At 74.3% G+C, this 23,270-nt stretch carries 18 protein-coding genes and 2 riboswitches; of the genes, 12 read left to right on the top strand and 6 right to left on the bottom strand.

Features of this window, described 5'->3' with window-relative positions:
- Positions 1-45: 45 nt before the first annotated feature.
- Positions 46-654 carry a hypothetical protein gene (locus tag ACIP2X_RS13030; RefSeq protein WP_401671339.1) on the bottom strand — a complete coding sequence of 203 codons (609 nt, stop codon included), beginning with the start codon at positions 652-654 and terminating at the stop codon, positions 46-48.
- 89 nt (positions 655-743) lie between these two features.
- Here ACIP2X_RS13030 and ACIP2X_RS13025 point away from each other — a divergent pair, with 89 nt between their 5' ends.
- The 8 genes from ACIP2X_RS13025 (at position 744) to ACIP2X_RS12990 (ending at position 11,054) form a co-directional block, all read left to right on the top strand.
- On the top strand, positions 744-2,312 hold the full coding sequence (locus ACIP2X_RS13025) for an amidohydrolase (RefSeq protein WP_401671336.1): 1,569 nt from the start codon (positions 744-746) through the stop codon (positions 2,310-2,312).
- A 500-nt stretch (positions 2,313-2,812) separates the two neighbouring features.
- A complete protein-coding gene (locus ACIP2X_RS13020; RefSeq protein ID WP_401671334.1) occupies positions 2,813-3,652 on the top strand; it encodes a hypothetical protein in 840 nt (279 codons plus the stop codon).
- A gap of 150 nt (positions 3,653-3,802) precedes the next feature.
- Positions 3,803-5,248, top strand: coding sequence for a Gfo/Idh/MocA family protein (locus ACIP2X_RS13015; RefSeq protein WP_401671332.1), 1,446 nt, complete (start codon positions 3,803-3,805; stop codon positions 5,246-5,248).
- Positions 5,249-5,380: 132 nt separating this feature from the next.
- Positions 5,381-5,571: riboswitch (cobalamin riboswitch) on the top strand.
- Positions 5,572-5,610: 39 nt separating this feature from the next.
- A complete protein-coding gene (locus ACIP2X_RS13010) occupies positions 5,611-6,009 on the top strand; it encodes a (2Fe-2S) ferredoxin domain-containing protein (protein WP_401671330.1) in 399 nt (132 codons plus the stop codon).
- A gap of 134 nt (positions 6,010-6,143) precedes the next feature.
- Positions 6,144-7,136, top strand: coding sequence for an ABC transporter substrate-binding protein (locus ACIP2X_RS13005; protein WP_401671327.1), 993 nt, complete (start codon positions 6,144-6,146; stop codon positions 7,134-7,136).
- A 122-nt stretch (positions 7,137-7,258) separates the two neighbouring features.
- Complete coding sequence (locus ACIP2X_RS13000) at positions 7,259-8,251, top strand: FecCD family ABC transporter permease (protein ID WP_401672342.1); 993 nt, start codon at positions 7,259-7,261, stop codon at positions 8,249-8,251.
- Positions 8,248-9,060, top strand: coding sequence for an ABC transporter ATP-binding protein (locus ACIP2X_RS12995; RefSeq protein WP_401671325.1), 813 nt, complete (start codon positions 8,248-8,250; stop codon positions 9,058-9,060). Before ACIP2X_RS13000 ends, ACIP2X_RS12995 begins: the two co-directional genes overlap by 4 nt.
- A 203-nt stretch (positions 9,061-9,263) precedes the next feature.
- On the top strand, positions 9,264-11,054 hold the full coding sequence (locus ACIP2X_RS12990; RefSeq protein WP_401671322.1) for an FAD-binding dehydrogenase: 1,791 nt from the start codon (positions 9,264-9,266) through the stop codon (positions 11,052-11,054).
- Positions 11,055-11,111: 57 nt separating this feature from the next.
- Here the strand turns inward: ACIP2X_RS12990 and metE are convergent, their stop codons facing one another.
- Positions 11,112-13,430 (bottom strand): 5-methyltetrahydropteroyltriglutamate--homocysteine S-methyltransferase, encoded by a 2,319-nt coding sequence (metE, locus tag ACIP2X_RS12985; protein ID WP_401671321.1) that lies wholly within the window; start codon positions 13,428-13,430, stop codon positions 11,112-11,114.
- A gap of 171 nt (positions 13,431-13,601) precedes the next feature.
- A riboswitch (cobalamin riboswitch) is annotated at positions 13,602-13,824 on the bottom strand.
- A 139-nt stretch (positions 13,825-13,963) separates the two neighbouring features.
- Here metE and ACIP2X_RS12980 point away from each other — a divergent pair.
- The 3 genes from ACIP2X_RS12980 to ACIP2X_RS12970 are packed head-to-tail and all read left to right on the top strand — an operon-like array spanning position 13,964 to position 16,235.
- Positions 13,964-14,599 (top strand): metal ABC transporter ATP-binding protein, encoded by a 636-nt coding sequence (locus ACIP2X_RS12980; RefSeq protein WP_401671318.1) that lies wholly within the window; start codon positions 13,964-13,966, stop codon positions 14,597-14,599.
- Entirely contained in the window at positions 14,596-15,465 is an 870-nt protein-coding gene (locus ACIP2X_RS12975) for a metal ABC transporter permease (protein ID WP_401671316.1), read from the top strand. Before ACIP2X_RS12980 ends, ACIP2X_RS12975 begins: the two co-directional genes overlap by 4 nt.
- Positions 15,423-16,235, top strand: coding sequence for a metal ABC transporter solute-binding protein, Zn/Mn family (locus ACIP2X_RS12970; protein ID WP_401671313.1), 813 nt, complete (start codon positions 15,423-15,425; stop codon positions 16,233-16,235). Before ACIP2X_RS12975 ends, ACIP2X_RS12970 begins: the two co-directional genes overlap by 43 nt.
- Positions 16,236-16,299: 64 nt before the next feature.
- Here the strand turns inward: ACIP2X_RS12970 and ACIP2X_RS12965 are convergent, their stop codons facing one another.
- On the bottom strand, positions 16,300-17,976 hold the full coding sequence (locus ACIP2X_RS12965; RefSeq protein ID WP_401671311.1) for a class I adenylate-forming enzyme family protein: 1,677 nt from the start codon (positions 17,974-17,976) through the stop codon (positions 16,300-16,302).
- Entirely contained in the window at positions 17,973-19,715 is a 1,743-nt protein-coding gene (locus ACIP2X_RS12960) for a CoA transferase (RefSeq protein ID WP_401671309.1), read from the bottom strand. The genes ACIP2X_RS12965 and ACIP2X_RS12960 overlap by 4 nt, the downstream gene beginning before the upstream one ends.
- Before the next feature lie 199 nt (positions 19,716-19,914).
- On the opposite strand from ACIP2X_RS12960, the gene ACIP2X_RS12955 reads away from it, so the two are divergent.
- The gene (locus tag ACIP2X_RS12955; protein WP_401672340.1) at positions 19,915-21,006 is read left to right on the top strand and encodes an acyl-CoA dehydrogenase family protein; all 1,092 of its coding nucleotides are present in this window, start codon (positions 19,915-19,917) and stop codon (positions 21,004-21,006) included.
- Between the two features lie 19 nt (positions 21,007-21,025).
- On the opposite strand, the gene ACIP2X_RS12950 is transcribed toward ACIP2X_RS12955, so the two are convergent.
- Positions 21,026-22,021 (bottom strand): sugar ABC transporter permease, encoded by a 996-nt coding sequence (locus ACIP2X_RS12950; RefSeq protein WP_401671307.1) that lies wholly within the window; start codon positions 22,019-22,021, stop codon positions 21,026-21,028.
- Positions 22,018-23,235 (bottom strand): MFS transporter, encoded by a 1,218-nt coding sequence (locus ACIP2X_RS12945; RefSeq protein WP_401671305.1) that lies wholly within the window; start codon positions 23,233-23,235, stop codon positions 22,018-22,020. The genes ACIP2X_RS12950 and ACIP2X_RS12945 overlap by 4 nt, the downstream gene beginning before the upstream one ends.
- Positions 23,236-23,270: the final 35 nt, after the last annotated feature.

The following is a 23,270-nucleotide window of genomic DNA, read 5'->3' as shown; positions in this document are numbered from 1 at the left end:
GGTCACCGCGCTTGCACCGAGTGCACAAAACTTAGGTAAGGCTAATCAGATCTGACGCTCGCGGCTACCCCCTTGGTGATGCGCGGGAGCGTCGTCGAGGCGGACGAGCCGGTACCGGTGCTCGTAGGCCGAACCGCCGCGCCGCTCGGTCCGCCTGGACCGGGCGCGGCGGGCCGCGAGCACGAGCGCGTCGACCTTCGGGCGTTCCTTGCGCAACCGGTAGAGGGCCGCGCGGGGCAGACCGGCGAGCGCCGCCGCCGAGGCGTGCTGGGCGCCCGAGCGGATCGCCTGGAGCAGCACGAGCAGCGCGGCGGGGGTCGGCGGCCGTGCCGCGTCGCTGCCCTCGGGCGCGTGGGAGCGGGCCAGGGCGCGTGCGCCCGACATCGCCGCGGCGAACGCCGGGTTCCCGTCCTGCCAGTTGCGCAGCAGCCGTTCCGGCACTCCGGCGGCCGTGGCGCAGCCCGCCGGTCCGAAGCCGAGGGCCGCCGCCCGCACGGCCTCGGCCATCCGGGCCAGCGTCTCCTCGCGCAGGCTCGGACCGCGCCCGAGGGCGGCGAGCAGTTCCTCGTCGATACCTTGTTGCGCGTCGATACGCGCGAGCACACCATCGGCCCAGGCCGCCAACTCGCGGTCGGGGCCCAGTGGTTCCTCCACCGGTAACCCCCTTAGGTTAGCCTTACCTAAACACATGTACGGGCTGTGTGCCAGCAGTTTCGCCTGGGAGAACCGAAAAGGAGTTGTCCTTGCTGTCGTCGAGGATCACCAACGCCCGCGTCATCACGATGGATCCGCACCGCCCGGTCGCCCGCGAACTGGGCATCTGGCGCGGTCGCGTCGTCGGTCTCGACGAGGAGGTGGCGGGGCTGCCGGCGCGGCGCACCCACGACCTCGGGGGCGCCGTGGTGCTGCCGGGCTTCATCGACAGCCATGTCCATCTCGCCTGGGCCGGGTTGAAGGCGGCGGTCCCCGGTGTGGCGCCGAGCACCCGCGCCGACGACGTGCTCCGCGTCGTCGCCGACGCGGTCGCCCAGGCGCCGGCCGGGGCGTGGCTGGACTTCGGCGGCTACGACCAGCGCACCCTCGACCGCCCGTTGACGGCCGCCGACCTCGACGCCGTCAGCGCAGGCCGCAAGGTGTATCTGGGCCATCTCTCCGGCCACGCCTGCCTCGTCAACACGGCGATCCTCGACGGACTGCCCGCCGAGGCGGTCAGCCGTGACGGCTTCCTCGTCGAGGGCGCCATGGGAGCCGCCCTGCGCACCCGGCCGCCGCACTCCCTGGACGAACTCGCCGAGGCGATCGAGCGGGCGGCCCGCGTCTGCCGCTCCGAAGGCGTGACCGCCTGCGCGGAGGCGGGCGTCGGAGCCCGGCTGTTCCGCCACAGCCCGGTGGAGGCGGCGGCCTACCAGCTCGCCCACGAGAGGGGCCGCCTGCCGGTACGCGTACAGCTCATGGTGGCCGCCGACGCCCTCGACGCCGTACGCGCCGCCCCCGAGGACGCCACGACCCACGCCCTCACCCTCGGTCTGCGCACCGGCTTCGGCGACGGCGCGCTGTCCCTGGGTGCCCTGAAGATCTTCACCGACGGGGGGATGATGGCCCGTACGGCGGCACTGACGAGCCCCTACCGGGGGACCAGCACCTCCGGGCAACTCCAGGCCTCCCCCGAGGAGTTGGAGGAGACCATCGTCGCCGGGCACCGCGCCGGCTGGCAGCTGGCGATCCACGCCATCGGGGACCGCGCGGTCGACGTCGCCCTGGACGCCCTGGAGCGGGCGCAGCGCCTGCTGCCACGCCCCGAGGCGCGCCACCGCATCGAACACGCGGGCCTGGTCCGCCCGGACCAGCTGCCCCGGCTGGCCGCGCTCGGGGTCACCGTCGTCGTCCAGCCGAACTTCCTGCGCTACTACGGGGACGACTACGCCACGGTCATGGGGGAGGACAGGGCCGGCTGGCTCTACCGCGGCCGGGGCTTCCTCGACCACGGCGTCCGGGTGGCGGGAAGCTCGGACCGGCCGGTCGCCGACGGTGCGCCGCTGCGGGCGGTCCAGTTCATGGTCGAACGGGCCTCGGAGTCGGGCCTCGCCATCGGCCCCGAGGAGTCAATCACCGTGGACGAGGCCCTGCGGGCCTACACCGTGGACGCCGCCCACGCCTGCCACTGGGAGTCCGACGCGGGCAGCATCGCCCCGGGCAAGCGTGCCGACCTCGTCGTCCTCGGCGACGACCCCTACCGGGTGGACCCCTCCCGGATCGCGGACATCGAGGTACTGGGGACGTTCCTGGAGGGCGAGACGGAGGACGCCTTCTGAGCAACGGGGCCCCGCCGCAGCCGCCGCATGTGGGGGTGCCGGTGTACGCAATGGCGTCCCGGTCCCGTCGTGCGGGGTCCGCCGCGTCTGCGGGTGCCGGAGCGCACTGCGGCGGTGGGGGTGCCGGTGTGCGCCGCGGCGGCGCGGTCCCGTCGTGCCTGGTTAGCCGCAGCGACAAGGCACTCGGTGCGGGTAGGGCTTCGGTGGGATGGTGCGGCGCCGCGGGTCTGTTGCGGCGGCGCGGGCCCGCCGTAGGGCCGGAGATCGGGCGCGGCACCCGCTGCGGGTCGGGTTCGCCGCGGTGGCTCGGTCCGGCCGTGCCGGGATTGCCGCAGCGGCCTGGCCCTCGCCGTCGGTGCCGGGTCTGTTCCGGCGTGCAGGCCGGATTCGAGCGCCGTGGCGCGGACGCGCCGCAGGAGCCCGGGCCGGACCCGGCGGGGGCGACACCACGGGGGGTTGTCCTCCGAGGTCACGCGCGCTCGGCGCATTAGCCTGCGGTCATGGGACTCGGGCTGCTGTTCGCGCTGTGCGCCGCCCTCTTCATGGGAACGGCGACCGTGTTCCAGGCGCTCGGTGCGCGCAGGGTGGCCGGCGGGGGCGCCGGCGCGGCCGTGCGGGCCACCTGGCAGTGGCCGTTCGTCGTCGGGGTCGCCCTCGACACGCTGGGCTTCGGCGCCGAACTGGTCTCCCTGCGCTCGGTCCCGCTCTTCCTCGTCGAGGCGGCGGTCGCCGGGGCGCTGGCCGTGACGGCGATCGTCTCGGCGTTCGTGCTGCGCATCCGCCTGCGACGGGTGGAGTGGGCCGCCGTCGTCGCGGTGTGCGGCGGGCTCGCGGTGATGGCGATCGCGGCCGGCCGGGAGACCGGCGGGGACGGCGACATGAGGATGCGGCTCGCGGTCCTGGTGGGCTCGGTGGGGCTGGCCCTGGTGAGCTGGGCGCTGACCCCGCGTCTGCGCGACGTGCGCCACCGCGCGGCCGTCCTCGGCGGCCTCGCCGGGATCAGCTTCGGCGTGACGGCCGTCGGGGCCCGGCTGATGCCGGAACTGTCGCTGCCCGGCCTGCTCGCCGACCCGTCGGTGTACGCCGTGGTCCTCTCCGGCATCACCGGCTATCTGCTCCTGATCGAAGCCCTCCAGTCCGGTTCTGTCACCTCCGCCACGGCGGCGATGGTCATCGGGGAGACAGTCTGGCCCGCCCTGTTCGGCATCGTCTGGCTGGGCGACACCACCCGCCACGGCCTCGCACCGCTGGCCGTCGCCGGTTTCGCCGCCTCCATCGCGGGCGCCCTCGCCCTGGCCCGCTTCGGCGAGGCGGAGCAGCAGGCCTCGCCGCGGGCCTGATCGGCTCCACCCTCACCCCCGTGACAGCTGGATGCTCATTTCTGCTCGCAACAGCCTCTCTTCGAGCACCTATTGACACTCCGTCGTCCGCTCGCCAAAGTCGTTCGGCAACAAGAGCTGTCGGCCACCCACAAGGGAGCGTTCAGCGTCATGCATGAAATCCCTGCTGTCTCACGCCGTACTCTCATGGGCGGGGCCCTGGCCTCCGGCGCCGTCGTCGCGGGGCTCGGCACCACGGCCGCCGCCGCACCGGGCGCCGCCCCCGCCCCTCCTGCCGCCGACGCCCCTCCGGCCCGGCGGCACGGTCAGAAGTCGATGGTCAACGTCCCCTTCGACCCGTACCGCACGGTCCGCGTCGCCCTGATCGGCCTCGGCAACCGGGGCAACGGCATGGCCTCGGGATGGGCCGCCGTCCCCGGGTGCACGGTGACCGCCGTGTGCGACATCCGCCCCGAGCGCGCCCGGCGAACCGCCGACAAACTGGTCGCCGAGGGACGGCCCCGCCCCGCCGAGTACGGCGGCTCGGCCGACGCCTACGCCCGCATGCTGCGCCGTGAGGACATCGACCTCGTCTACGTCGCCACTCCCTGGGAGTTCCACTACGAGCAGGGCCGCGCCGCCCTGCTGTCCGGCAGGCACGCCATCGTCGAACTGCCCGTCGCCACCGAGCTGCACGAGCTGTGGGACCTCGTCGACACCAGCGAGCGGACCCGGCGGCACCTGTTCCTGTCCGAGAACTGCAGCTACGGCCGCAACGAGCTGGCGATGCTCAAGATGGCCCACGACGGCCTCTTCGGCGACGTCACCAACGGCCACGGCGGCTATCTGCACGACCTGCGCGAGCTGCTCTTCTCCGACACGTACTACACCGACTCCTGGCGGCGGCTGTGGCACACCCGCAGCACCGCGTCCTTCTACGCCATGCACGGACTCGCCCCGATCGCCGCCGCGATGGACATCAACCGTGGCGACCGCTTCACGACGCTGCGCGCCACCGCCACCGAGCCCAGGGGCCTCGCCGACTACCGCGCCCGCTTCGTGCCGCGTTCCCACCCGAGCTGGAAGGAGACCTACATCAACGGTGACCTGGTCACCTGCCTGATCGACACCGCCCAGGGCCGGGTCGTCCGCGCCGAGCACGAGGTCAGCTCGCCGCGGCCGTACAGCCGTATCAACTCGCTGGCCGGCAGCCGCGGCATCTTCGAGGACTACGCCGGGGTCACCTCCGCCGGCGGCGGCCGCATCTACGTGGAGCCCGATCACAGCGGCCACACCTGGCGGTCGTTCGACGCGTACCTCAAGGAGTTCGACCACTGGCTCTGGCAGAAGATCGGTGACGACGCCGCCAACAACGGCGGGCACGGCGGCATGGACTACGTCCTGCAGTGGCGCACCGTCCAGCAGATGCGCGCCGGACTCGTCCCCGACATGGACGTGTACGACGCCGCCGCCTGGTGCTCCCCGGTGCCGCTGAGCGTCAAGTCCCTCGCGGCGGGCGGCCGTCCGGTCGCCGTGCCCGACTTCACGCGCGGTTCGTGGGTCAACCGCCGCGCGGGCCTCGACTCACGTCCCAGTGACATGCCGCCGGTCAGCTGACCCCCGGCTCCCCCCCAACAGCGCGCAACGCGCCGCCCGGTCGATGCGACGGGGCGGCGCGTTGCGCATGCCGCCCGCCGGTCGTGTGCACCACCTCACCCTGCCCGGCGTCGCCGCCGGCGTATGAGATGACTGGCCCGTCTGACATGATGTCCCGCGAAAAGGCGACGGCGGAACGAGGAAGCCGGTGTGAATCCGGCGCGGTCCCGCCACTGTGATCGGCGAGCGGATCCCGAACGAACCACTGCCCGGATGCGGGTGGGAAGGCCGGGACGAGCACTGACCCGAGAGCCAGGAGACTCACGCGGTCGCCTCCTCGACGTGACCGGGGCGGATTTCCCCGGGGAGGAGGGTATGTCGTGATGCCTGTCGAGACGTCGCCGGAATGTTCGGTGCCGTGCCGGGTCGTCGTGTGCCGTGACTGCTGCTGCGGCAGCCCCAAGGTGACCGGGGTGGACCACGCGGCGCAGACCGCGCGGCTCGCCGAGGACGCCCCCGTCCTCGTCACGGACTGCCTCGACGCGTGCGACCAGGCGAACGTGGTCGTCGTGCGGCCCTCGTCCGAGGGGCGCGCCGCCGGTGGCCGGCCGGTCTGGTTCGGCCTGGTCAACGACCCGGCCGCGACGGAGGACGTCGCCGCCTGGGTGCGCGCGGGCGGCCCCGGCCTCGTGGCGCTGCCGGACATCCTGGAGCTCCACGTCTTCACCCCGCCCGGGCCCGCCCGGTCCGGGGCGACGCCGGCTCCCGGACCGGCGGCCTGACCGCGCCGACGCCCACACCCCACCTCCGGTCGGACCGTTCGCGGCCGCCCTCCGCCGTTCCCGGCCGTGTCCCGGACCCCGTCCGTCCTGACCGTTCCGCGTTCCCTGTTCCCCCTCCGGTGAGAGGACCCTCCATGATGGGCAAGCGCCCGCTGTCCCTGCTGTCGGCCACCGCCGCCGCGGCCCTGCTGATGTCCGGCTGCGGTGGCGGCTCCACCCGGGACGACGCCGCGCAGGCGGGCCCCGCGGCCGAGGGCTTCCCGGTCACGCTGTCCAACTGCGGGGTGGAGACGACGTATCAGCGGCCCCCGCGGCGGGCCGTGTCGCTGAACCAGCACGCCACCGAGGTCATGCTGGCGCTCGGTCTGGAGAGGTCGATGGTGGGCACGGCCTACCTCGACGACAGCATCCTCCCCGAGTACCAGGACGCCTACGACGGCATCGAGGTCGTCGCGGAGGAGTACCCGTCGTTCGAGACGCTGCTGGCCGCCGAACCCGACTTCGCCTACGGCGGGTTCGCCAGCACCTTCGACGAGAAGGAGGGCCGCAGCCGTGACGCCTTGTCCAAGGCGGGCATCAACTCCTACCTGAACGTGGAGGAATGCCCGTCCGGACCCGTGACCATGGCCACGATGGACCAGGAGATCCGCAACGTGGCCAAGATCTTCGGGGTGCCGGACCGCGCGGAGGCGGAGCTGAAGAAGCTCCACACCACCCTGGACACGGTCGAGGACGAACTCGCCGGGGTCACCCCGGTCGAGCTCTTCGTCTACGACAGCGGCGACAAGACCGCCTTCACCGCGGGCGGCGCCGGCATCGGAAACGAGATGATCGAACGCGCGGGCGGGGTGAACGTCTTCGCCGACCTGGACAAGGCGTTCGGCGACGTGTCGTTCGAGCAGGTCGCCGAGCGGGCGCCCGAGGTCGTCGTGATCTACGACTACGGCGATCAGCCGGTCGCGGACAAGAAGAAGTTCCTACTGGCCAGCCCGGCGCTGAAGGACGTGCCCGCCATCAGGAACAAGCGGTTCGCGGTACTGCCGCTGTCGTCCACCGTGCTCGGCGTGCGGGTGCCGGCCGGCGTGGACTCCCTGGCCCGCCAGCTCCACCCGGACCGCTTCAAGTGAGCGGCACGGCCGATGCCGCGGGCGTGACCGACGAGAGCGCCACCGCGCAGGCAGGCACGCGAAAGCCGGCCGGGACGGACGCCGTCCGGCGCGGCACCCGGCTTCCCTACCCCCTCGTCCTGATGCTGCTGGCCGCGCTGGTGGTGCTCGCGGCCACCTTCGGGATCGCCGCGGGTTCCATCAGCGTCCCGGCCGACCAGGTCTGGGGCATCCTGCTCAACCGGGTGCATCCCGCCCTGGCCGACCCCACCTGGACCCCGGTCCGCGAGACGATCGTCGTCGACGTACGGCTGCCCAGGGTCCTGCTCGCCGGTGTCGTGGGCGCGGGCCTCGCGGTGTGCGGCACGGCGCTCCAGGCGCTGGTGCGCAACCCCCTCGCCGATCCGATGCTGCTGGGTGTGTCGTCGGGCGCCTCCGTCGGCGCGGTGCTGGTCGTCGTCTTCCACCTCACCCTGTTCGGCGTGTTCTCACTGCCGGTCGCCGCGTTCCTCGGCGCGCTGGCCGCACTCGTCGCCGTCTACTTCCTGGCCCGGTCCGGCGGTCGGATGACGACCGTGCGGCTGGTGCTGGCGGGCGTGGCGACGGCCGAGGTGCTCTCCGCGCTCGCCAGTTTCCTGGTGGTGACCTCCGGCGATCCGCACAAGACGCAGTCGGCCCTGCGCTGGATGCTCGGCGGTCTCGCCGGCACCACCTGGACGGTGGTGTGGATCCCCGTCGGCGCCGTCCTGATGGGCACGGCCGTCCTGCTGGGCGTCTGCCGGTCCCTCAACCTGCTGCTCGCGGGGGAGGAGGCGGCCGTCGCGCTCGGCCTGGACGTCCACCGTTTCCGCGCGGCGCTGTTCACCCTGGTCGCCGTGATGATCGGCACGATCGTCGCGGTCAGCGGCCAGATCGGCTTCGTCGGACTGATCATGCCCCATGTCGTGCGGCTGCTCGTCGGCGCCGACCACCGCCGCGCGCTGCCCGCGGCGGCACTGCTCGGCGCGGCCTTCCTGATCGCCGCCGATCTGGTGGCACGCACCGTGATGAACCCGGAGGAGATCCCCGTGGGCATCCTCACCGCCCTGGTCGGCGGCCCCTTCTTCCTGTGGCTGATGCGTCGGAGGACGGCATGACGAGGACACTCGCGGCCGAGCCCGCCACCCCGGCCGCGGCGGCGCCCGGCGCGCTGGCCGTGCGGGACGTCTCGGTCGTCGTGGACGGCCGGGCACTGGTGGACCGGGCGTCGCTGGACGTGGCGCCGCGCGAGGTGGTGGGCCTCGTGGGCCCCAACGGCGCCGGGAAGTCCACCCTGTTGCGCACGGTCTACCGGGCGCTGCGCCCCACCTCGGGGCGGGTGCTGCTGGACGGCGAGGACGTCCGGCGGATGCCGGGCAGGAGCCTCGCGCGGCGACTCGCGGCCGTTCTGCAGGAGTCGGCCGGGGAGTTCGAGCTCTCGGTGTACGACGTGGCGGCCATGGGACGCACCCCGCACAAGCGGGTCTTCGAGGGCGACGACGCCGGCGACCGCGCCGTCATCATGGCCGCACTGGGCGAGGTCGACGCCGAGGGCCTCGCGCAGGCCCCCTTCAGCCGGCTGTCGGGCGGTGAGAAGCAGCGGGTGCTGATCGCCCGCGCGCTCGCCCAGCGGGCCGGCACGATGGTGCTGGACGAGCCGACCAACCACCTGGACCTGCGCCACCAGTTGGACACGCTGCGCCTCGTGCGCCGGCTCGGCGTCACCGCCGTCGTCGCCCTGCACGACCTCAACCTCGCCGCCGCCTTCTGCGACCGCCTCTGCGTCATGGACGGCGGCCGCGTGGTGACCACCGGGCCGCCCGCGGAGGTCCTCACGCCCGGACTCCTCGCCGACGTCTACCGCGTCGACGCCGAGGTGACCGAGGATCCCCGCACCGGCGTACCGCACATCACGCTGCTGCCGTGAACGCCCCGCACGAGGCCCCGTCCCCCGTCGCCGCCGACCGCTCACCGGCTGGACAGGTCAACTCGCCTATGCACACAGGCAGTTGAGCGGCGCACGACTCTGGTGGTCCGCGTACTCCCTGATCTACCGTCGGTAACCCCTGCTCTCGCAGCAGCATCCCGCACCTCTCCGGCCCCCTCCTCACCCCCATTGGAAGGCAGCCCATGGAGCACTCGTCATCACCGGCCCCGATCACCCGCCGCCATGCCCTGACCGTGGCGGGCGGCGTGCTCGCCGGCGCCGCCCTGGCCCAGGCCGCGACCCCGGCGTACGCCGCCTCCGCCGCGTCGGACGCGGACGCCATCGTCGTCGGCCACGGTCTGGCCGGGCTGGTCGCCACGGCCGAACTGGCCGCGGCCGGACGCAAGGTGCTGCTGCTCGACCAGGAACCCGGGACCGGCCTCGGCGGACAGGCGTTCTGGTCGTTCGGCGGCCTGTTCCTCGTGGACTCCCACGAGCAGCGGCTGATGGGCATCAAGGACTCCCGCGAACTCGCCTGGCAGGACTGGCTGGGCACGGCCGGATTCGACCGCGGGACCGACGATCCGGAGGGCCAGGACCACTGGGCGTACCGGTGGGCCGAGGCATACGTCGACTTCGCCGCCGGGGAGAAGCGGTCCTGGCTGTCGGGGCTCGGAGTGCAGTGGTTCCCGATCGTCGGCTGGGCCGAGCGGGGCGGCGGCCTCGCCGACGGCCACGGCAACTCGGTGCCGCGCTTCCACGTCACCTGGGGCACCGGACCCGCCGTCGTCGAACCCTTCGAGAAGAAGGTGCGGGCCGCCGCGCAGAACGGCCGGGTCGCCTTCAGGTTCCGTCACCGGGTGGACGAGCTGGTGGTCACGAACGGCGCCGTCACCGGGGTACGCGGCGCGGTCCTGGAGCCGAGCGACGCCGCCCGCGGCAAGCCCAGCTCCCGCGTGGTGATCGGCGACTTCGAACTGCGCGCGCCGGTCGTGATCGTGACCTCCGGCGGCATCGGCGCCGACCACGACCTCGTTCGCCGGAACTGGCCCGCCCGCCTCGGCACCCCGCCCAAGTCCATGATCACCGGAGTGCCCGCGCACGTGGACGGGCGGATGCTCGCCATCACCGAGCGGGCCGGCGGACGGATCGTCAACCCCGACCGGATGTGGCACTACACCGAGGGCCTCAAGAACTACGACCCCATCTGGCCCGGCCACGGCATCCGCATCCTGCCCGGGCCGTCCTCCCTGTGGTTCGACGCCACCGGCAAGCGGTTCTCCAGCCCCGACATCCCTGGCTACGACACCCTGCACACCCTCAAGTCGATCACCGACAGCGGATACGACTACTCCTGGTTCGTCACCACACAGAAGATCATCGCGAAGGAGTTCGCCCTCTCCGGCTCCGAACAGAACCCGGACCTCACCGAGAAGAACGTCTGGCAGCTGCTGTCACGCATCTGGCAGACCCCGGAGCCCATCGAGCGGTTCAAGGAGCGGGGCGAGGACTTCGTCGTCGCCGAGACCCTGCCGCAGCTGGTGGCGGGAATGAACGGGCTGACGGGCGAGAACCTGATCCGGCTTGCCGACCTCCGGCGGCAGATCGAGGCCCGCGACCGCGAGATCGCCAACCCCTACACCAAGGACGTCCAGGTCATGGGCATCCGCAACGCGCTCGCCTATCCCGGGGACACGCTCAGCCGCACCGCGTCCGCGCACCGGATCCTGGACCCGGCCGCCGGGCCGCTGATCGCCGTGCGGCTCAACATCCTGACCCGCAAGACCCTGGGCGGCCTCCAGACCGACCTGTCCGGCCGCGTCCTGAACGCCTCCGGCACCCCGGTCCCCGGCCTGTACGCGGCCGGTGAGGTCGCCGGTTTCGGCGGCGGAGGAGTCCACGGTTACCGCTCGCTGGAGGGCACGTTCCTCGGCGGCTGCCTGTTCTCCGGCCGCACGGCGGGACGCGCGGCGGCCGAGGCGACCGCGACCTGAACCGCCTCCCGCAGGCCGGGGCGCCACCGACGCCCCGGCCTCTTCGGCACGGCGGGATCAGGAGGCCGACAGCTCCGCCCGGACCGTGCGGGCCGCGGCCACCAGGTTCTCCAGCGACGCGCGGGTCTCGGGCCAGCCCCGGGTCTTCAGACCGCAGTCGGGGTTGACCCACAGCCGTTCGGCCGGAATGGCCTTCAGGCCGGTGCGCAGCAGTTCCGCGGCCTCGCCGGCGCCCGGGACGCGCGGGGAGTGGATGTCGTAGACACCCGGCCCGGCCTCGCGCGGGTAGCCGTGCGCGGCCAGCTCCCGTGCGACCTGCATGTGCGAGCGGGCGGCCTCCAGGCTGATGACGTCCGCGTCGAGGTCGTCGATGGCCTGGACGATGTCCCCGAACTCGGCGTAGCACATGTGGGTGTGGATCTGGGTGTCCGGGCGTACGCCGGCGGTGGTGAGCCGGAATGCCTCCGTCGCCCAGGCCAGGTAGGCGGCGTGGTCCACGGAGCGCAGCGGGAGGGTCTCGCGCAGCGCCGGTTCGTCGACCTGGATGACCGAGGTACCGGCCGCCTCCAGGTCGTTCACCTCGTCGCGCAGCGCGAGGGCGACCTGGCGGGCGGTGTCGCCGAGGGGCTGGTCGTCGCGGACGAAGGACCAGGCGAGCATGGTCACCGGCCCGGTCAGCATGCCCTTGACCGGGCGGCCGGTGAGGGACTGGGCGTACGTCGTCCAGCGCACCGTCATCGGCCCGGGGCGGGAGATGTCCCCGGCCAGGATCGGCGGGCGGACGTAGCGGGTGCCGTAGGACTGGACCCAGCCGTGCTGGGTGGCGAGGTAGCCGGTGAGCCGCTCGGCGAAGTACTGGACCATGTCGTTGCGTTCGGGCTCGCCGTGCACGAGGACGTCGAGGCCGGTCTTCTCCTGGAAGGCGACGACCTCCTGGATCTCGGCCCGGATGCGCTCCTCGTACCCGGCGTCGTCGATCCGGCCGGCCCGCAGATCGGCGCGGGCGGCACGCAGTTCGCCGGTCTGCGGGAAGGAGCCGATGGTCGTGGTCGGCAGCAGGGGCAGGCCGAGGTGGGCGCGCTGGGCGGCGGCCCGCTCGGGGTACGGCTGGGAGCGGCGGGCGTCGGCCTCGGTGACGGCGGCGGCGCGGGCGCGGACCGCCGGGTCCCGGGTGATCGGCGAGCTCGCGCGGGAGGCCAGGACGGCGCGGTTGGCGGCCAGTTCGGCGGTGATCGCGGCGGTGCCCTGGGCGAGGCCCTTGGCGAGGGTGACGATCTCGGCGGTCTTCTGCTGCGCGAACGCGAGCCAGCGCAGGATCTGCGGCTCGACGTCCCGCTCCAGGCCCGTGTCGAGCGGCACGTGCAGCAGCGAGCAGGAGGCGGCCACGTCGACCCGGTCGGCGAGGCCCAGCAGGGTGCCGAGGGTGGCGAGGGACTTCTCCAGGTCGGCGGCCCAGATGTTGCGCCCGTCGACCACACCGGCGACCAGGCGCTTGCCGGGCAGTCCGCCGACGGCCGCCAGGGCGTCGAGGTTGGCCGCGCCGGCCCCGGTGAAGTCCAGCGCGAGTCCCTCGACGGGGGACCTGGCCAGGACCGGCAGGGCGTCGCCGAGCCGGTCGAAGTACGAGGCCACGAGGAGTTGCGGCCGGTCGGTGAGGGCGCCGAGTTCGCGGTAGGTCCGTTCGGCGGCGTTCAGGTCGGCCGGGGTGCGGTCCTGGACGAGGGCGGGCTCGTCGAGCTGCACCCACTCGGCGCCCGCCGCGCGCAGGTCGGCGAGGACCTCGGCGTACACCGGCAGCAGCCGGTCCAGCAGCGTGAGCGGTTCGAAGTCCGCGGGGGCGCCCGGCGCGGGCTTGGCGAGCAGCAGGTACGTCACGGGTCCGACGAGGACCGGACGGGCCGTCAGCCCCAGCGCGCGGGCTTCCTCGAACTCCGCGACCTGCTTCGAGGCGTCGGCTGCGAAGACGGTGTCCGGGCCCAGTTCGGGCACCAGGTAGTGGTAGTTGGTGTCGAACCACTTGGTCATCTCCAGCGGCGCGACGTCCTGCGTGCCCCGCGCCATGGCGAAGTACCCGTCGAGCGCGTCGGCCGCGACGGCCTCCCGGTGCCGGTCGGGGATCGCGCCGACCATGACGGTCGTGTCGAGCACGTGGTCGTAGTACGAGAAGTCGCCGCTCGGCACGTCGTGGACGCCGGCCCCGGCGAGGCGGCGCCAGGTGGCGGCGCGCAGTTCGGCGGCGGTCGACCGGAGGGCGTCGGCGGTGACGCGGCCCTTCCAGTAGCCCTCGATCGCCTTCTTCAGCTCCCGGTTGCGGCCCTGGCGGGGGTAGCCGTACACGGTGGCCCGTGCTGCCGCGGCTGCGGGCTTGGTGGTCACGGAGATCTCCTTCGCGAGATGAATCCCTGAGATCCCGGGGACGGGACGAGAGCGCGAAGGGTGACGGAACCGGACGGACCCGACCTCGCGCGGCTTGCGAGCACCGCGCGGTCGTCCGCCTGGTAGTACGCCGACCCGCCCTCGAGGTCACCGGAATGTCCGCGCACGAGGGGTCGCGCACGGGCAGTTGGCAGGTCTTCGGACTCGCGGGCCCGCCTCGTGTCGTACGAGGCACCTACTGGCCGTCGCTTCCCGGACCCGTCTCCTTGGGTCCAGTGCGTATGACGGCGGTCGTTCCCACTCACCGCTGCGGGGCAGTCCCGGATTCCCACCGGGTTCCCTCTTACGACGTCCCGCCTGGCGGACGGGGCGAACCAGCTGCGCCGACCACCCTACGCCGTGACAGGCGGGCGAGGCGGGCAGGTCCGGCATGCGGAAGGTGAAGTCGGACACGCGGGCGCGCCGGCCGTCGCCGGCACCCGGGAACCAGCCGCCGTTCCCTTCCGACTGCTGTGGAGGAGCGAGGAGGTGGCATGGAAGGACTGGACGTCGTGATGCGCGACGTCGCCTGCCGGCACGGCCGGGTGGAGGCCGTCCGGGGCGTCGACCTCGACGTCGCGGCCGGCCGGCGGGTGGCCTTGACGGGTACCAACGGCTCGGGCAAGACCACGTTGCTGCGCGCCGTGCTCGGTCTGCACCGCCGGGCGGGCGGCCGGATCCTGGTGGGCGGACGGGACACCCGCAGCGCGGCCGAGTGGGCGTGGCGGCGCCGGGCCTGCGCCTGGATCCCGCAGAAACCGGCCGTCGGCCGGTTCCCGCTGCTGGCCGGGGAGTTGCTGGACAGCGGCGGCGCGCGGGACGAGGCCGTCGAGGCGGCGGCGAAGCTGGGCGTCGGGCAGCTCGTCGGACGGCCGCTGCACACCCTGTCCGGCGGCCAGTTGCAGCGGATGTACCTGGCGCGTGCGGTCGGCTGTGTCGCGGCGGGCGCCGGGGTGCTGCTGGCCGACGAACCCACCGCCGCGCTGGACTTCGCGGGGCAGGAGGAGGCAGCCGACGTCCTGCTGTCCCTGCCCGTGACCGTCGTGGTCGTCACTCACGACCGGGCCCTGGCCGACCGCTGCGACCAGGTGCTGGAGATGGCCGCCGGCCGGCTGCGGGAGGTGCGGTGAACGCCCAGGCCGCCGCCGACGTCGGCCAGTTGCTGCAACTCGTCCCGGTCCAGCGCGCGGGGGTCGCCCTGCTGCTGGCCGCCGTGGGCCTGCCCGTGATCGGCGTCGTGATCGTCGGTCTGGACATCATGCCGGTGCGGTTCGCGATGATGCACGTGGCACTGCTCGGCATCGCGGTGGGCCTGCTGACCGGCCTCGACCCGATGCTGTGCGCGCTGCTCGCCTGCGCCCTCGCCGGCGCCGGGGTCGCCCCGCTGGCCCGCACCCCGGACGGGCTGTCGGGGGCGATGGGCCTGCTCATGAGCCTGGCCATCGCGGCGGCGCTGCTCGTGCTCGCGGTGTCCGGGGTCAACGCGGCCGGCGCGTTCGCCCTGTTGTGGGGTTCGATCCTGTCCGTGGGCACCGCCGACCTGTGGGTGCTGGGCGCCCTGGCGGTCGCCGTCCCGGCCCTGTTCTGGTGGCGGCGCCGCGACCTCGCCCTGCTGCTGTACGACCGCGAACTCGCCCTGTCCTCCGGCGTACGGGTCGAACGGCTCACCCTGGTGCTGCTCGTCCTGGTCGCGGTGGCCGTCGCGGGAGCCATCAAGCTCACCGGCGCGCTGCTCGTCGACGCCCTCACGCTGCTGCCGGCGCTCGCGGCCCGCCGCCTCGGCACGTCCCTGAAGTCCATCACCGCCTGGGCGGTCGGCATCGGAGTCGCCGTGAACCTGACCGGGTTCCTTCTCGCGCTCCGCTTCGACTGGCCCCCCGGGCCCGTCCTCGTCCTCACCGCCGGCGTGGTCGTCCTCGCCGTCCATCTCCTACCCGAACGGAGAATCAGCTCATGGCGCGCACCCGCGTCCGCAAGAATTCCCTCCTCGCACTGACCCTCACCGCGGGGCTCGCCCTGACCACGACCGGGTGCGGGGGCGAGAACGAGCCGTCGTCGTCCTCGTCCTCCGGTGCCAAGGACTCCTCACCGGTCGTCGTCGCCACCACCACCTGGGAGGGCGCCCTCGCCAAGGCCGCCGGCGCCGCGGACGTCGAGGTCATCGTCCCGCAGTCGGTGCAGCACGCCCCGGACTACGACCCCAAGCCCTCCGACCTCGCGGCGGTGGCGGGCGCCGACTACGTGCTCTACGCGCCCTTCGAACCGTACGCCGCGAAAATCAAGGAAGCGGCCGGCTCCGACGCCGAGCTGGTCGAGGTCGCCCTCGACAACGACGCGGACAAGGCGAAGGCCGAAGTCGCCCGGCTGGCGCAGCTGTTCGGCACCGAGGACGCCGCCGCGCGGTGGACCGCCTCCTTCGACTCCGAGTACGCGGCGCTGCACAAGGGTCTGAAGGCCAAGTGGCCGCGAGGGAAGCAGCCCACCGTCGTCGCCCAGGTGTTCACGACCTGGGCGGCGAAGCTGGCGGGTGCCGAACTCGTCGGCACCTTCGGGCCCGAGGCCGTGACGGCGAAGCAGCTGTCCGAGCTGTCGCGGACGAAGCCCCGACTCGTCCTGGACAACGCGCACATGACGACCGGCACGGTGCTGCCCGACGCGGGCGCCGAGCAGGTCGAGATCGTCAACTACCCGGGGACGGACCTGGACCTGCTGGCGGTCTACCGGGAAGCGGCGAAGACGGTGGAGACGGCGATGGCCGCCTCGTGACGGCGTCGCGTCACGCACCGAGGGGGCCGCCCGCGCCGGACGGCCCCCTCAGCGCGTGGCGCACTCAGCCGGCCGGAGCCAGCGGCCGCTCCGGGCCCGGCTGCGCGGCGAATCGTTCCCGCAGTACGGTGCGGTCCGGCTTGCCCGCGGGGGTGAGCGGCAACTCCGCAACGACCAGCAGCCGTTCGGGGTGCTTGCGCCGCTCCAGTCCGCGCGCGTCGAGGTGGGCGCACAGCTCGGCCAGCGTGGGCGCGCGGCCCTCGCGCGGCACCACGCAGGCCGCGAGCCGCTCGCCCATCAGCTGATCGGGCACCCCCACGCAGACCACGTCCCGCACCAGCGGATGGCCCGCCAGCTCGACCTCCACCTCCGCCGGGCTGATGTTGGCCCCGCCGCGGATCACGACGTCCTTGAGCCGGCCGACGACCCGCAGGGTGCCGTCCTCCTGGAGCAGTCCCAGATCCCCGGTGCGCACCCAGCCGTCGTCGGTGCGGTAGCGGGCGTCCAGGTCGGGGGCGGCGACGTAGCACAGCGGCGTCATCGGGCCGCGGGCCACGATCTCGCCGACCGTGCCGCTCGGCAGCTCGCGCAGTTCGCGGGTGCCGGGGCTGGCGATGCGGATGTCGGCGACGCGTGGGTCGGGGTGGCCCGCGAGGACGCCGGGCCCCGCGCCCTTCGTGTCCTCGGCCGCGAGCCCCGTATGGCAGTTGACTCCGTCGGCCGAGCCGTAGAGGTTCACCACCGGGCAGCCGAAGACGCGCCGCGCCTCCTCGGCGGTGGCCTCGTCCAGCGGGGAGCCGCCGACCACCAGGGCGGTGGGCGGGGTGAACTCCGCCAGGCCGCCCTCGGCGACGCGGTCCAGCATCATCCGGATCATGGTCGGCACGCCGAGGACATGGGTGGGCCGGTGCTCGACGAGTGCCTCCAGCGCGGCCTCGGGCGTGAAGTGGTCGAGCAGGACGAGCGTGCCGCCGTGCCGCGCGAGCGCGACGGCGGTGCCGTTGCTGCCGAACGCGGAGGCCAGCGGCACCAGGAACAGGCAGCGCGGCGGCTGCCCGCCGGTCATCAGCGAGGCGAGGAAGTTGCCGCGCCCGCCGGCCAGCGCGTTGTGCGAGTACGCCACCATCTTCGGCTCCGCCTCCGAGCCGGAGGAGACGAGGATGCGGGCGGCGGAGTCGGGGTGCGGGCGGGCCGGGGCGAACGCCCTGGGGTCGGTGCGCAGCAGCGCGGACAGCGCGACCGCCCCCTCGGGGACGGCACCGGGCCCGGCCGCCACCACGGTGCGCAGGGCGGGTAGTTCACCGGCCGACGCCAGCAGGTCGGCCGCGTGGTGGTTGCCCCGGTGCTCGGCGGCCGCGACGACCGCGACCGCCTCCGATCTGGCCAGCAGCGACGCCGCCTCCCGCCCGCCTCGCCCCACGGGGAACGGCAGCGCGACGGCACCCAGGGCGGCCAGCGCCAGATCGGCGACGACGGCGTTCCGGCCGTTCGGCAGTTGTACGCCGACCACGTCGCCGGCGCGTATCCCGAGCCCCGACAGGCCGGCGGCCAGACATCGCGCCCTGCGGTCCAGCGCGGTGTAGCAGAGCTTGCCCTTGGCGTCGAGGATCGCCGTACGGTGCAGGTCGGCGATCTGATGGGCGCGGTAGAGGCTGTACAGGTCCAGATCGGGGCAGGTGCCGTCGACGGCCCAGGTGCGGCGCAGTTCGGCGGGCAGCAGGTCGTGCAGGGTGACGGTCATGCGAAGCTCCAGGGGTCGGGGACGGCGGGGGCGCCGTGCGCGTCGCGGCTGATCGAGCCGGCGGTCAGCAGGTCGGAGAGGTCGGTGACGACGGGGACGGCCGCGAGCCCGCGGCCCCGCAGCTCTTGGAGCGCCTGTGCGGTGGACAGCGGGCGCGGGTCGACCGGGGCGGCGGTGTGGTCGGGAAGGGCGATCCAGCCGTCGGCCGTCGGCAGCGGACGGCGGAAGCCGGCCGGACGCCGGGGGTCGAGCCCCCGCGCCGCTCGGGCGCGGGCGGGCGCGGTGAGTACGTCGGCGGCACCGAGCAGGGACGAGTCCACCCGCACCCCGCACCCCGTGCGTTCCCGCAGCAGCAGGCCCGCGAGCACCGCCTCGGCGCCCAGCAGTCCGCCCAGCACGTCGAGCAGCGTCACCAGCGACGGTGCCGGCGCCTCGTCGGCGGGCCTGGCGGCCTCACCGACCCCGGTGCGGGCCTGCACCATGAAGTCGGTGCCCAGGGGCGCGCCGGGCAGCCGTCCGGCCCAGCCGCTCGTGTAGGCGTAGACCAGCGCCGGGTTGGCGGCCGCCAGGTGCTGGTGGTCCAGACCGAGGTCGGCCGCCTTGCCCGGCGCCCAGTTGTGCAGGAACACGTCGGCGCCCGCGGCCATCGCGCGCAGCCGCTCGCGGTCCGCCGCCGACTTGATGTCGACCTCCACGGCCTTCTTGCCCCGGTTGAGCGCCAGCCAGCGTGCGGAGATCCCCGAGCAGGCCGGCGGCATGCCCCGCAGCGGATCACCGCCCGGCGGTTCGATCCGGACGACCTCGGCGCCCAGCAGGCCGAGCAGATGCGCGGTGAGCGGCGCCTGGATGCGCCGCCCCGCCTCCAGCACGGTCAGGCCGGCGAGCGGGGCGTCCACCGGTGCCGTCGTCCGGGCGTACGACGCCTGGTGCGCAGCGAGCTCCCACGGTGGCGCCCCGTCGTACTCGGCGGCACGCCGCGCCAGCGACGACAGGGGGCACACGTCGACACCGGCGTCCCCGGCGGCCTCCCGGATCCGCTCCCAGGAAGACGCCCGCACGATCTCGTGCAGTACGGGCGGGAAGGGCGCGCAGGCGGTCGCGTAACGGAACTGGAAGGGCCGCCAGCCCCGCCGTACCGCCTCCTCGGGCGCGCCGAGCGCCCGCCAGAACGCGGCCCAGCCGCCCGGGTCGAGCGTCTCCAGCTCGAAGAGCGTGCCGTCCGCCGCCGTGAACGGGGGTCCGCCCGGGGCGAGTTCGGCGGCCTCGCCCTCCTCGGCGCCGGCGGCGGCCGCGTACTGCGAGACGGCCAGCAGCCCGGCCCGCTCCGCGCTCACGTGCGCGCCGGGGAGGCCTCCGCCGCGGGCCCGCGCCAGCAGTCCGGCCAGCAGCGCCTGCACGGTGAGCACGCCGGTGGCGGTGGCCGCGTAGTCGACGGCCAGGCCGCGGGGGGCGCCGTCACGACGGCCGTGGACGGCCATGACGCCGGTCGCCGCCTGCACGGTCGCCTCGTCGACGAGCCCGTCACCCCACGTCGTGCGGGCGGTGACCGGCTCCGGCGAGGACGGCAACCCGGAGAGGGCGAACCGGCCACCGGGACGGCCGTCGCCGTCGGCGCCCAGCAGCCGCAGATGCTCCGCGACGAGTCCGTCCGCGGGGCCGGGCGGCCCCGAGGCCTCCCCGCGCAGCCCCTCCAGCGGCCGGGCCGTGCGCAGGGTGATGGGTGTGGCTGGAGTTGCCATGCCGTTCCTTCCTGACGCTCGGGAACCCGGGGGCGGTCGCCCCCGACCTGTTCCACGACAAGAGCAGTCGGACCGGCGACGGCCGGAGTTCCCACGGGAGCGGAGGAAAGTGGTGCTGGTGACGCAGGGGGAGCCGCAATGCCCGCCCGACATCGTGGAGTTGCGGGACCGGGTGGCGGAGTTCGTCCAGGGGCGGGTGATGCCCCAGGAGCCGGTGCTGGACGCGGGCGGCCCGCAGGCGGGCGCGGTGCTGGCCCGGCTCCGGCAGGAGGCGAAGGACGCCGGGCTGTGGGCCCTGCCCCATCCCGCCGAACTGGGCGGCCAGGGGCTGCCGTTGCGGGCGTACGCGCATGTCGCCGAGGCCGAGGGCGCCAGCGACCACGGCCCGGCGGCCCTCGGGTCGGCCTCGCTGCTGGACGTGTTGATGCTGTGGCGGCACGGCAGCCCGCGCGTCCGCGAGACGTACGTGCCCGCGCTGGTGGCCGGGGACCTGCGGGCCTGCTACGCCATGACCGAGCCCGACGTTCCCGGGACCGACCCCTTCCGCACCGCCACCCGCGCCGAACGGACGACGGACGGGGCCTGGCGGCTCACCGGCCGCAAGTGGTTCACCAGCGGCGTCGCGGACGCCGACCTCGTCACCGTGCTGGCGCGGACGGACGGCTCCGCACCCGATCGTGAGGGGCTGTCACTGCTGCTGGTGCCTACTGCCGCGGCGGGTTTCCGGGTGGTGCGCGACCTGCCGGTGCTCGGCGCGGCGGGCCAGTACGAGATCGCCCTGGACGGCGTCACGGTCGGCGCCGACCAGCTGATCGGTGAACGCGGCAAGGCCCTGGCCGTCGCGGGCGAGCGGCTCCAGCTCGGCCGCACGCTGCGCTGTCTGCGCTGGCTCGGACAGGCGCAACGGGCCTTCGCCCTGATGCGGGACCGCGCCCTGTCCCGCACCCGCTCCCGCGGTCCGCTCGGCGACCTCCAGCTGGTCCAGCGCCACGTCTTCGAGTCCCTGCTGGCCCTGCGCACCACCCGGCCGCTCGTCCACGAGGCCGCGGCCCTCCTCGACGCCGGTCTCGACGCCCACGTCGAGGTGGGCCTGGCCAAGGTGGCGGCGGCCCGCACACTCCAGCAGGTCGCCGACGCGGCGATCCAGGTGTACGGGGCGGAGGGCCTCGGCCCCGACACCCCGCTGCCCGCCTTCTTCCGCACCGGTCGCGCCGCACGCATCCTGGACGGTCCGGACGAGCTGCACATCACCGCCGTGGCCCGCCGCGTCCTGCGGACAGGAACTTCCTAGAAGGGACTCGGGCTCGTCGTCATGCCGGTGCGACGAGGCCGGTGAGCAGGGCGAGCGCGTACGCGAGGAAGAAGTCGCCCCAGATCAGCTCGTGCCGGACGGCCGTCGCGGAGGCGAGGTCGTAACAGCCGTCCAGCAGGCGGCCGTCGACGCTCAGATGGGAGCGGACCAGCTCTTCGAGGACGGCGACGGCCCGGCTCCGGTGTCCGAGAAGCAGCAACGCCGTGGCGGTGACGGCCGCGGCCGAGCTGTCACGAGGGCCGTCGGGCCGCGCCGCGTCGGCGAGCGGCACGAGGTCCCCGGCCATCGACTCGGTCGTCACGTCGGCGAGTTCCCCGAAGCCCACGTGACGTACGGCCTCGGCCACCGCCAGCAGCAGCCACGCCGGCCCCCGGCTCCAGCCCGGCGGCGGATCCTTGACGGCGGTCCAGCCCCGCGCCGGGTCGTGCCGCCACGCCCAGTGGCGCGGGGGCCGCCCGAGGCAGAGGTCGAGATGGCGCCGCAGGTGGGACCGGGCCGCCGCCGCGTCCACGGTGGCGAGCAGCGGCACCAGCCCCGGCACCGCGTCCACCCGCGCGAGCAGGCGGGGCCCGCCGAAGGCCGCACCCCAGGGCACCAGGCCCAGTTCCGCGTCGAAGGAGTCCCGGCAGGCCAGGGCGGCCCGCTCCCGCAGTCCGCCGTCGCCGTCGGCGGCATGCAGGGTGCCGTACCAGAAGATGAGCCCGCGGGTCGCGGTGTCCGCCCCGGTCCAGCCGGCGAGCCGGGCGGTGCACAGCCGCGCGGCCTCCCGGTCCGCCGGTGTGCCGGTGCGCCGGGCGCGCAGCCACAGCAGCCCCGCCCAGAAGCCGCCGGTCCACGAACCGCGCCCGCTCGTCGTCCACGTCCCGTCGTAGGGGTCCGCGAACAGCGGGAAGCGGTCGCCGACCGCGGCACGGGTGACGGCGACCCGGTCGAGCATGGAGGCGAGAGCCGGAGCGGCCCACGCGGGCGGCACGGCCGGGAGGGACCCGCTCACCTCCCGCCGTCCTCGCGGCTTCCCCGCAGCGCCCACAGCACGGCGACCACGCCCGCGGCCGCGAACTCGCCCGCCACGAGCCACCATCCGGCCCCGTACCGGCCCTCCTGCGCCAGCAGACCGAACAGCGGCGGCCCGATCGCGAACCCGGCGAAGAACCCGGCCGAGACCAGCGCCGAGTCCTGGCCCGCCCGGCCGGGCGCGGCACGCCGCATCACGAGGACCATGGACACCGCGTTGGCCGCCACCGCGAACACCCCGACCGCCACCGCGGCCACCCAGGCGAGCGCGGGGGTGTGCGCGGAGAGGGCGAGCAGCGCCGCCGCCGGCACGGCGCCCGCGGCCAGCGCACCCGGCAACCACACCGCCCGCCCGGGGCGTCCGGCGAGCCGCGACCAGCCGACCCGCCCGGCGATCCCCGCCACGCCCAGCACCGCCACCAGCGCGCCCGCCGCCGTCGCGCCGAGGCCGAGCCGCTGGGCGCCGTAGAGCGCCAGATAGGTGTTCACGGAGGCGATGCCGCAGCCCAGCAGCAGGGAGAACACCATCAGCCAGGCGATCGTGCCACGTGGCACCCAGGCCGCCGGAGTGGATTTCGCGGGCGGGTCGGTGGGCAGCGCACGCGCCGCCCACACGGCCGCCACGACCGCGGCACCCGCCGCCGTCCACACCGCTCCCCGCCACCCCACGACGGCGGCGAGCGCCGCGAGCGGCAGCCCCGCCGCGAACGCCCCGAGCTGGACCCCCGACTGCTTCATGCCCGTCACCGAGCCACGCCGGACGGGAGGTACGACGGCCAGGATCGCCTTGTTCGTCGCGGGGTTGGCCAGCGCCTGCGGCACCCCGCCGAGCGCCACCGCCGCCAGCAGGAGACCGGTGCCGGGCGCCGCCCCGATCAGGGCCAGCGCGAGCGCGGAGACCGCCAGCAGCGCGACGAGGCACCGGCGCGGTCCCACCCGGTCCACCACCCGCCCGCCGACCGGCGAGAGCACGGTCGCCGTCGCGAACCCGACGGTCGTCGTCAGCCCCAGCACGGTGGGGGAGACGCCGAGTTCCGTCACCAGCCGGGGGCCGAGGGCACCCAGCAGGAACAACTGCATCATCGAGAAGGCCATGGCGCAGGTGAGCAGCGCGGTCAGGGCGCCGCCCGCGCCGCCCGCCCCCGCCTTGTCCACCTCGGCCGCCGTCCCCGTCGCGCTCCGACCCGTCGTCACAGACGCACCTCCCAGCAAGAGCAGTCGGACGGGAC

The sequence above is a fragment of the Streptomyces sp. NPDC089424 genome (assembly GCF_044749345.1).
Classification (GTDB): Bacteria; Actinomycetota; Actinomycetes; order Streptomycetales; family Streptomycetaceae; genus Streptomyces.
This window is presented reverse-complemented; position numbering and strand designations above follow the sequence as displayed.

What these genes read in the sequence shown, in the direction of transcription:
- ACIP2X_RS13005 (WP_401671327.1), top strand. Translation starts at nt 6,144, where the DNA reads ATGATGGGCAAGCGCCCGCTGTCCCTGCTGTCGGCCACCGCCGCCGCG.
- ACIP2X_RS12995 (WP_401671325.1), top strand. Translation starts at nt 8,248, where the DNA reads ATGACGAGGACACTCGCGGCCGAGCCCGCCACCCCGGCCGCGGCGGCG.
- ACIP2X_RS12970 (WP_401671313.1), top strand. Translation starts at nt 15,423, where the DNA reads ATGGCGCGCACCCGCGTCCGCAAGAATTCCCTCCTCGCACTGACCCTC.
- ACIP2X_RS13015 (WP_401671332.1), top strand. Translation starts at nt 3,803, where the DNA reads ATGCATGAAATCCCTGCTGTCTCACGCCGTACTCTCATGGGCGGGGCC.
- ACIP2X_RS12990 (WP_401671322.1), top strand. Translation starts at nt 9,264, where the DNA reads ATGGAGCACTCGTCATCACCGGCCCCGATCACCCGCCGCCATGCCCTG.
- ACIP2X_RS13000 (WP_401672342.1), top strand. Translation starts at nt 7,259, where the DNA reads ATGCTGCTGGCCGCGCTGGTGGTGCTCGCGGCCACCTTCGGGATCGCC.
- ACIP2X_RS12955 (WP_401672340.1), top strand. Translation starts at nt 19,915, where the DNA reads ATGCCCCAGGAGCCGGTGCTGGACGCGGGCGGCCCGCAGGCGGGCGCG.
- ACIP2X_RS12965 (WP_401671311.1), bottom strand. Translation starts at nt 17,976, where the DNA reads ATGACCGTCACCCTGCACGACCTGCTGCCCGCCGAACTGCGCCGCACC.
- ACIP2X_RS12980 (WP_401671318.1), top strand. Translation starts at nt 13,964, where the DNA reads ATGGAAGGACTGGACGTCGTGATGCGCGACGTCGCCTGCCGGCACGGC.
- ACIP2X_RS12960 (WP_401671309.1), bottom strand. Translation starts at nt 19,715, where the DNA reads ATGGCAACTCCAGCCACACCCATCACCCTGCGCACGGCCCGGCCGCTG.
- ACIP2X_RS13020 (WP_401671334.1), top strand. Translation starts at nt 2,813, where the DNA reads ATGGGACTCGGGCTGCTGTTCGCGCTGTGCGCCGCCCTCTTCATGGGA.
- ACIP2X_RS13010 (WP_401671330.1), top strand. Translation starts at nt 5,611, where the DNA reads ATGCCTGTCGAGACGTCGCCGGAATGTTCGGTGCCGTGCCGGGTCGTC.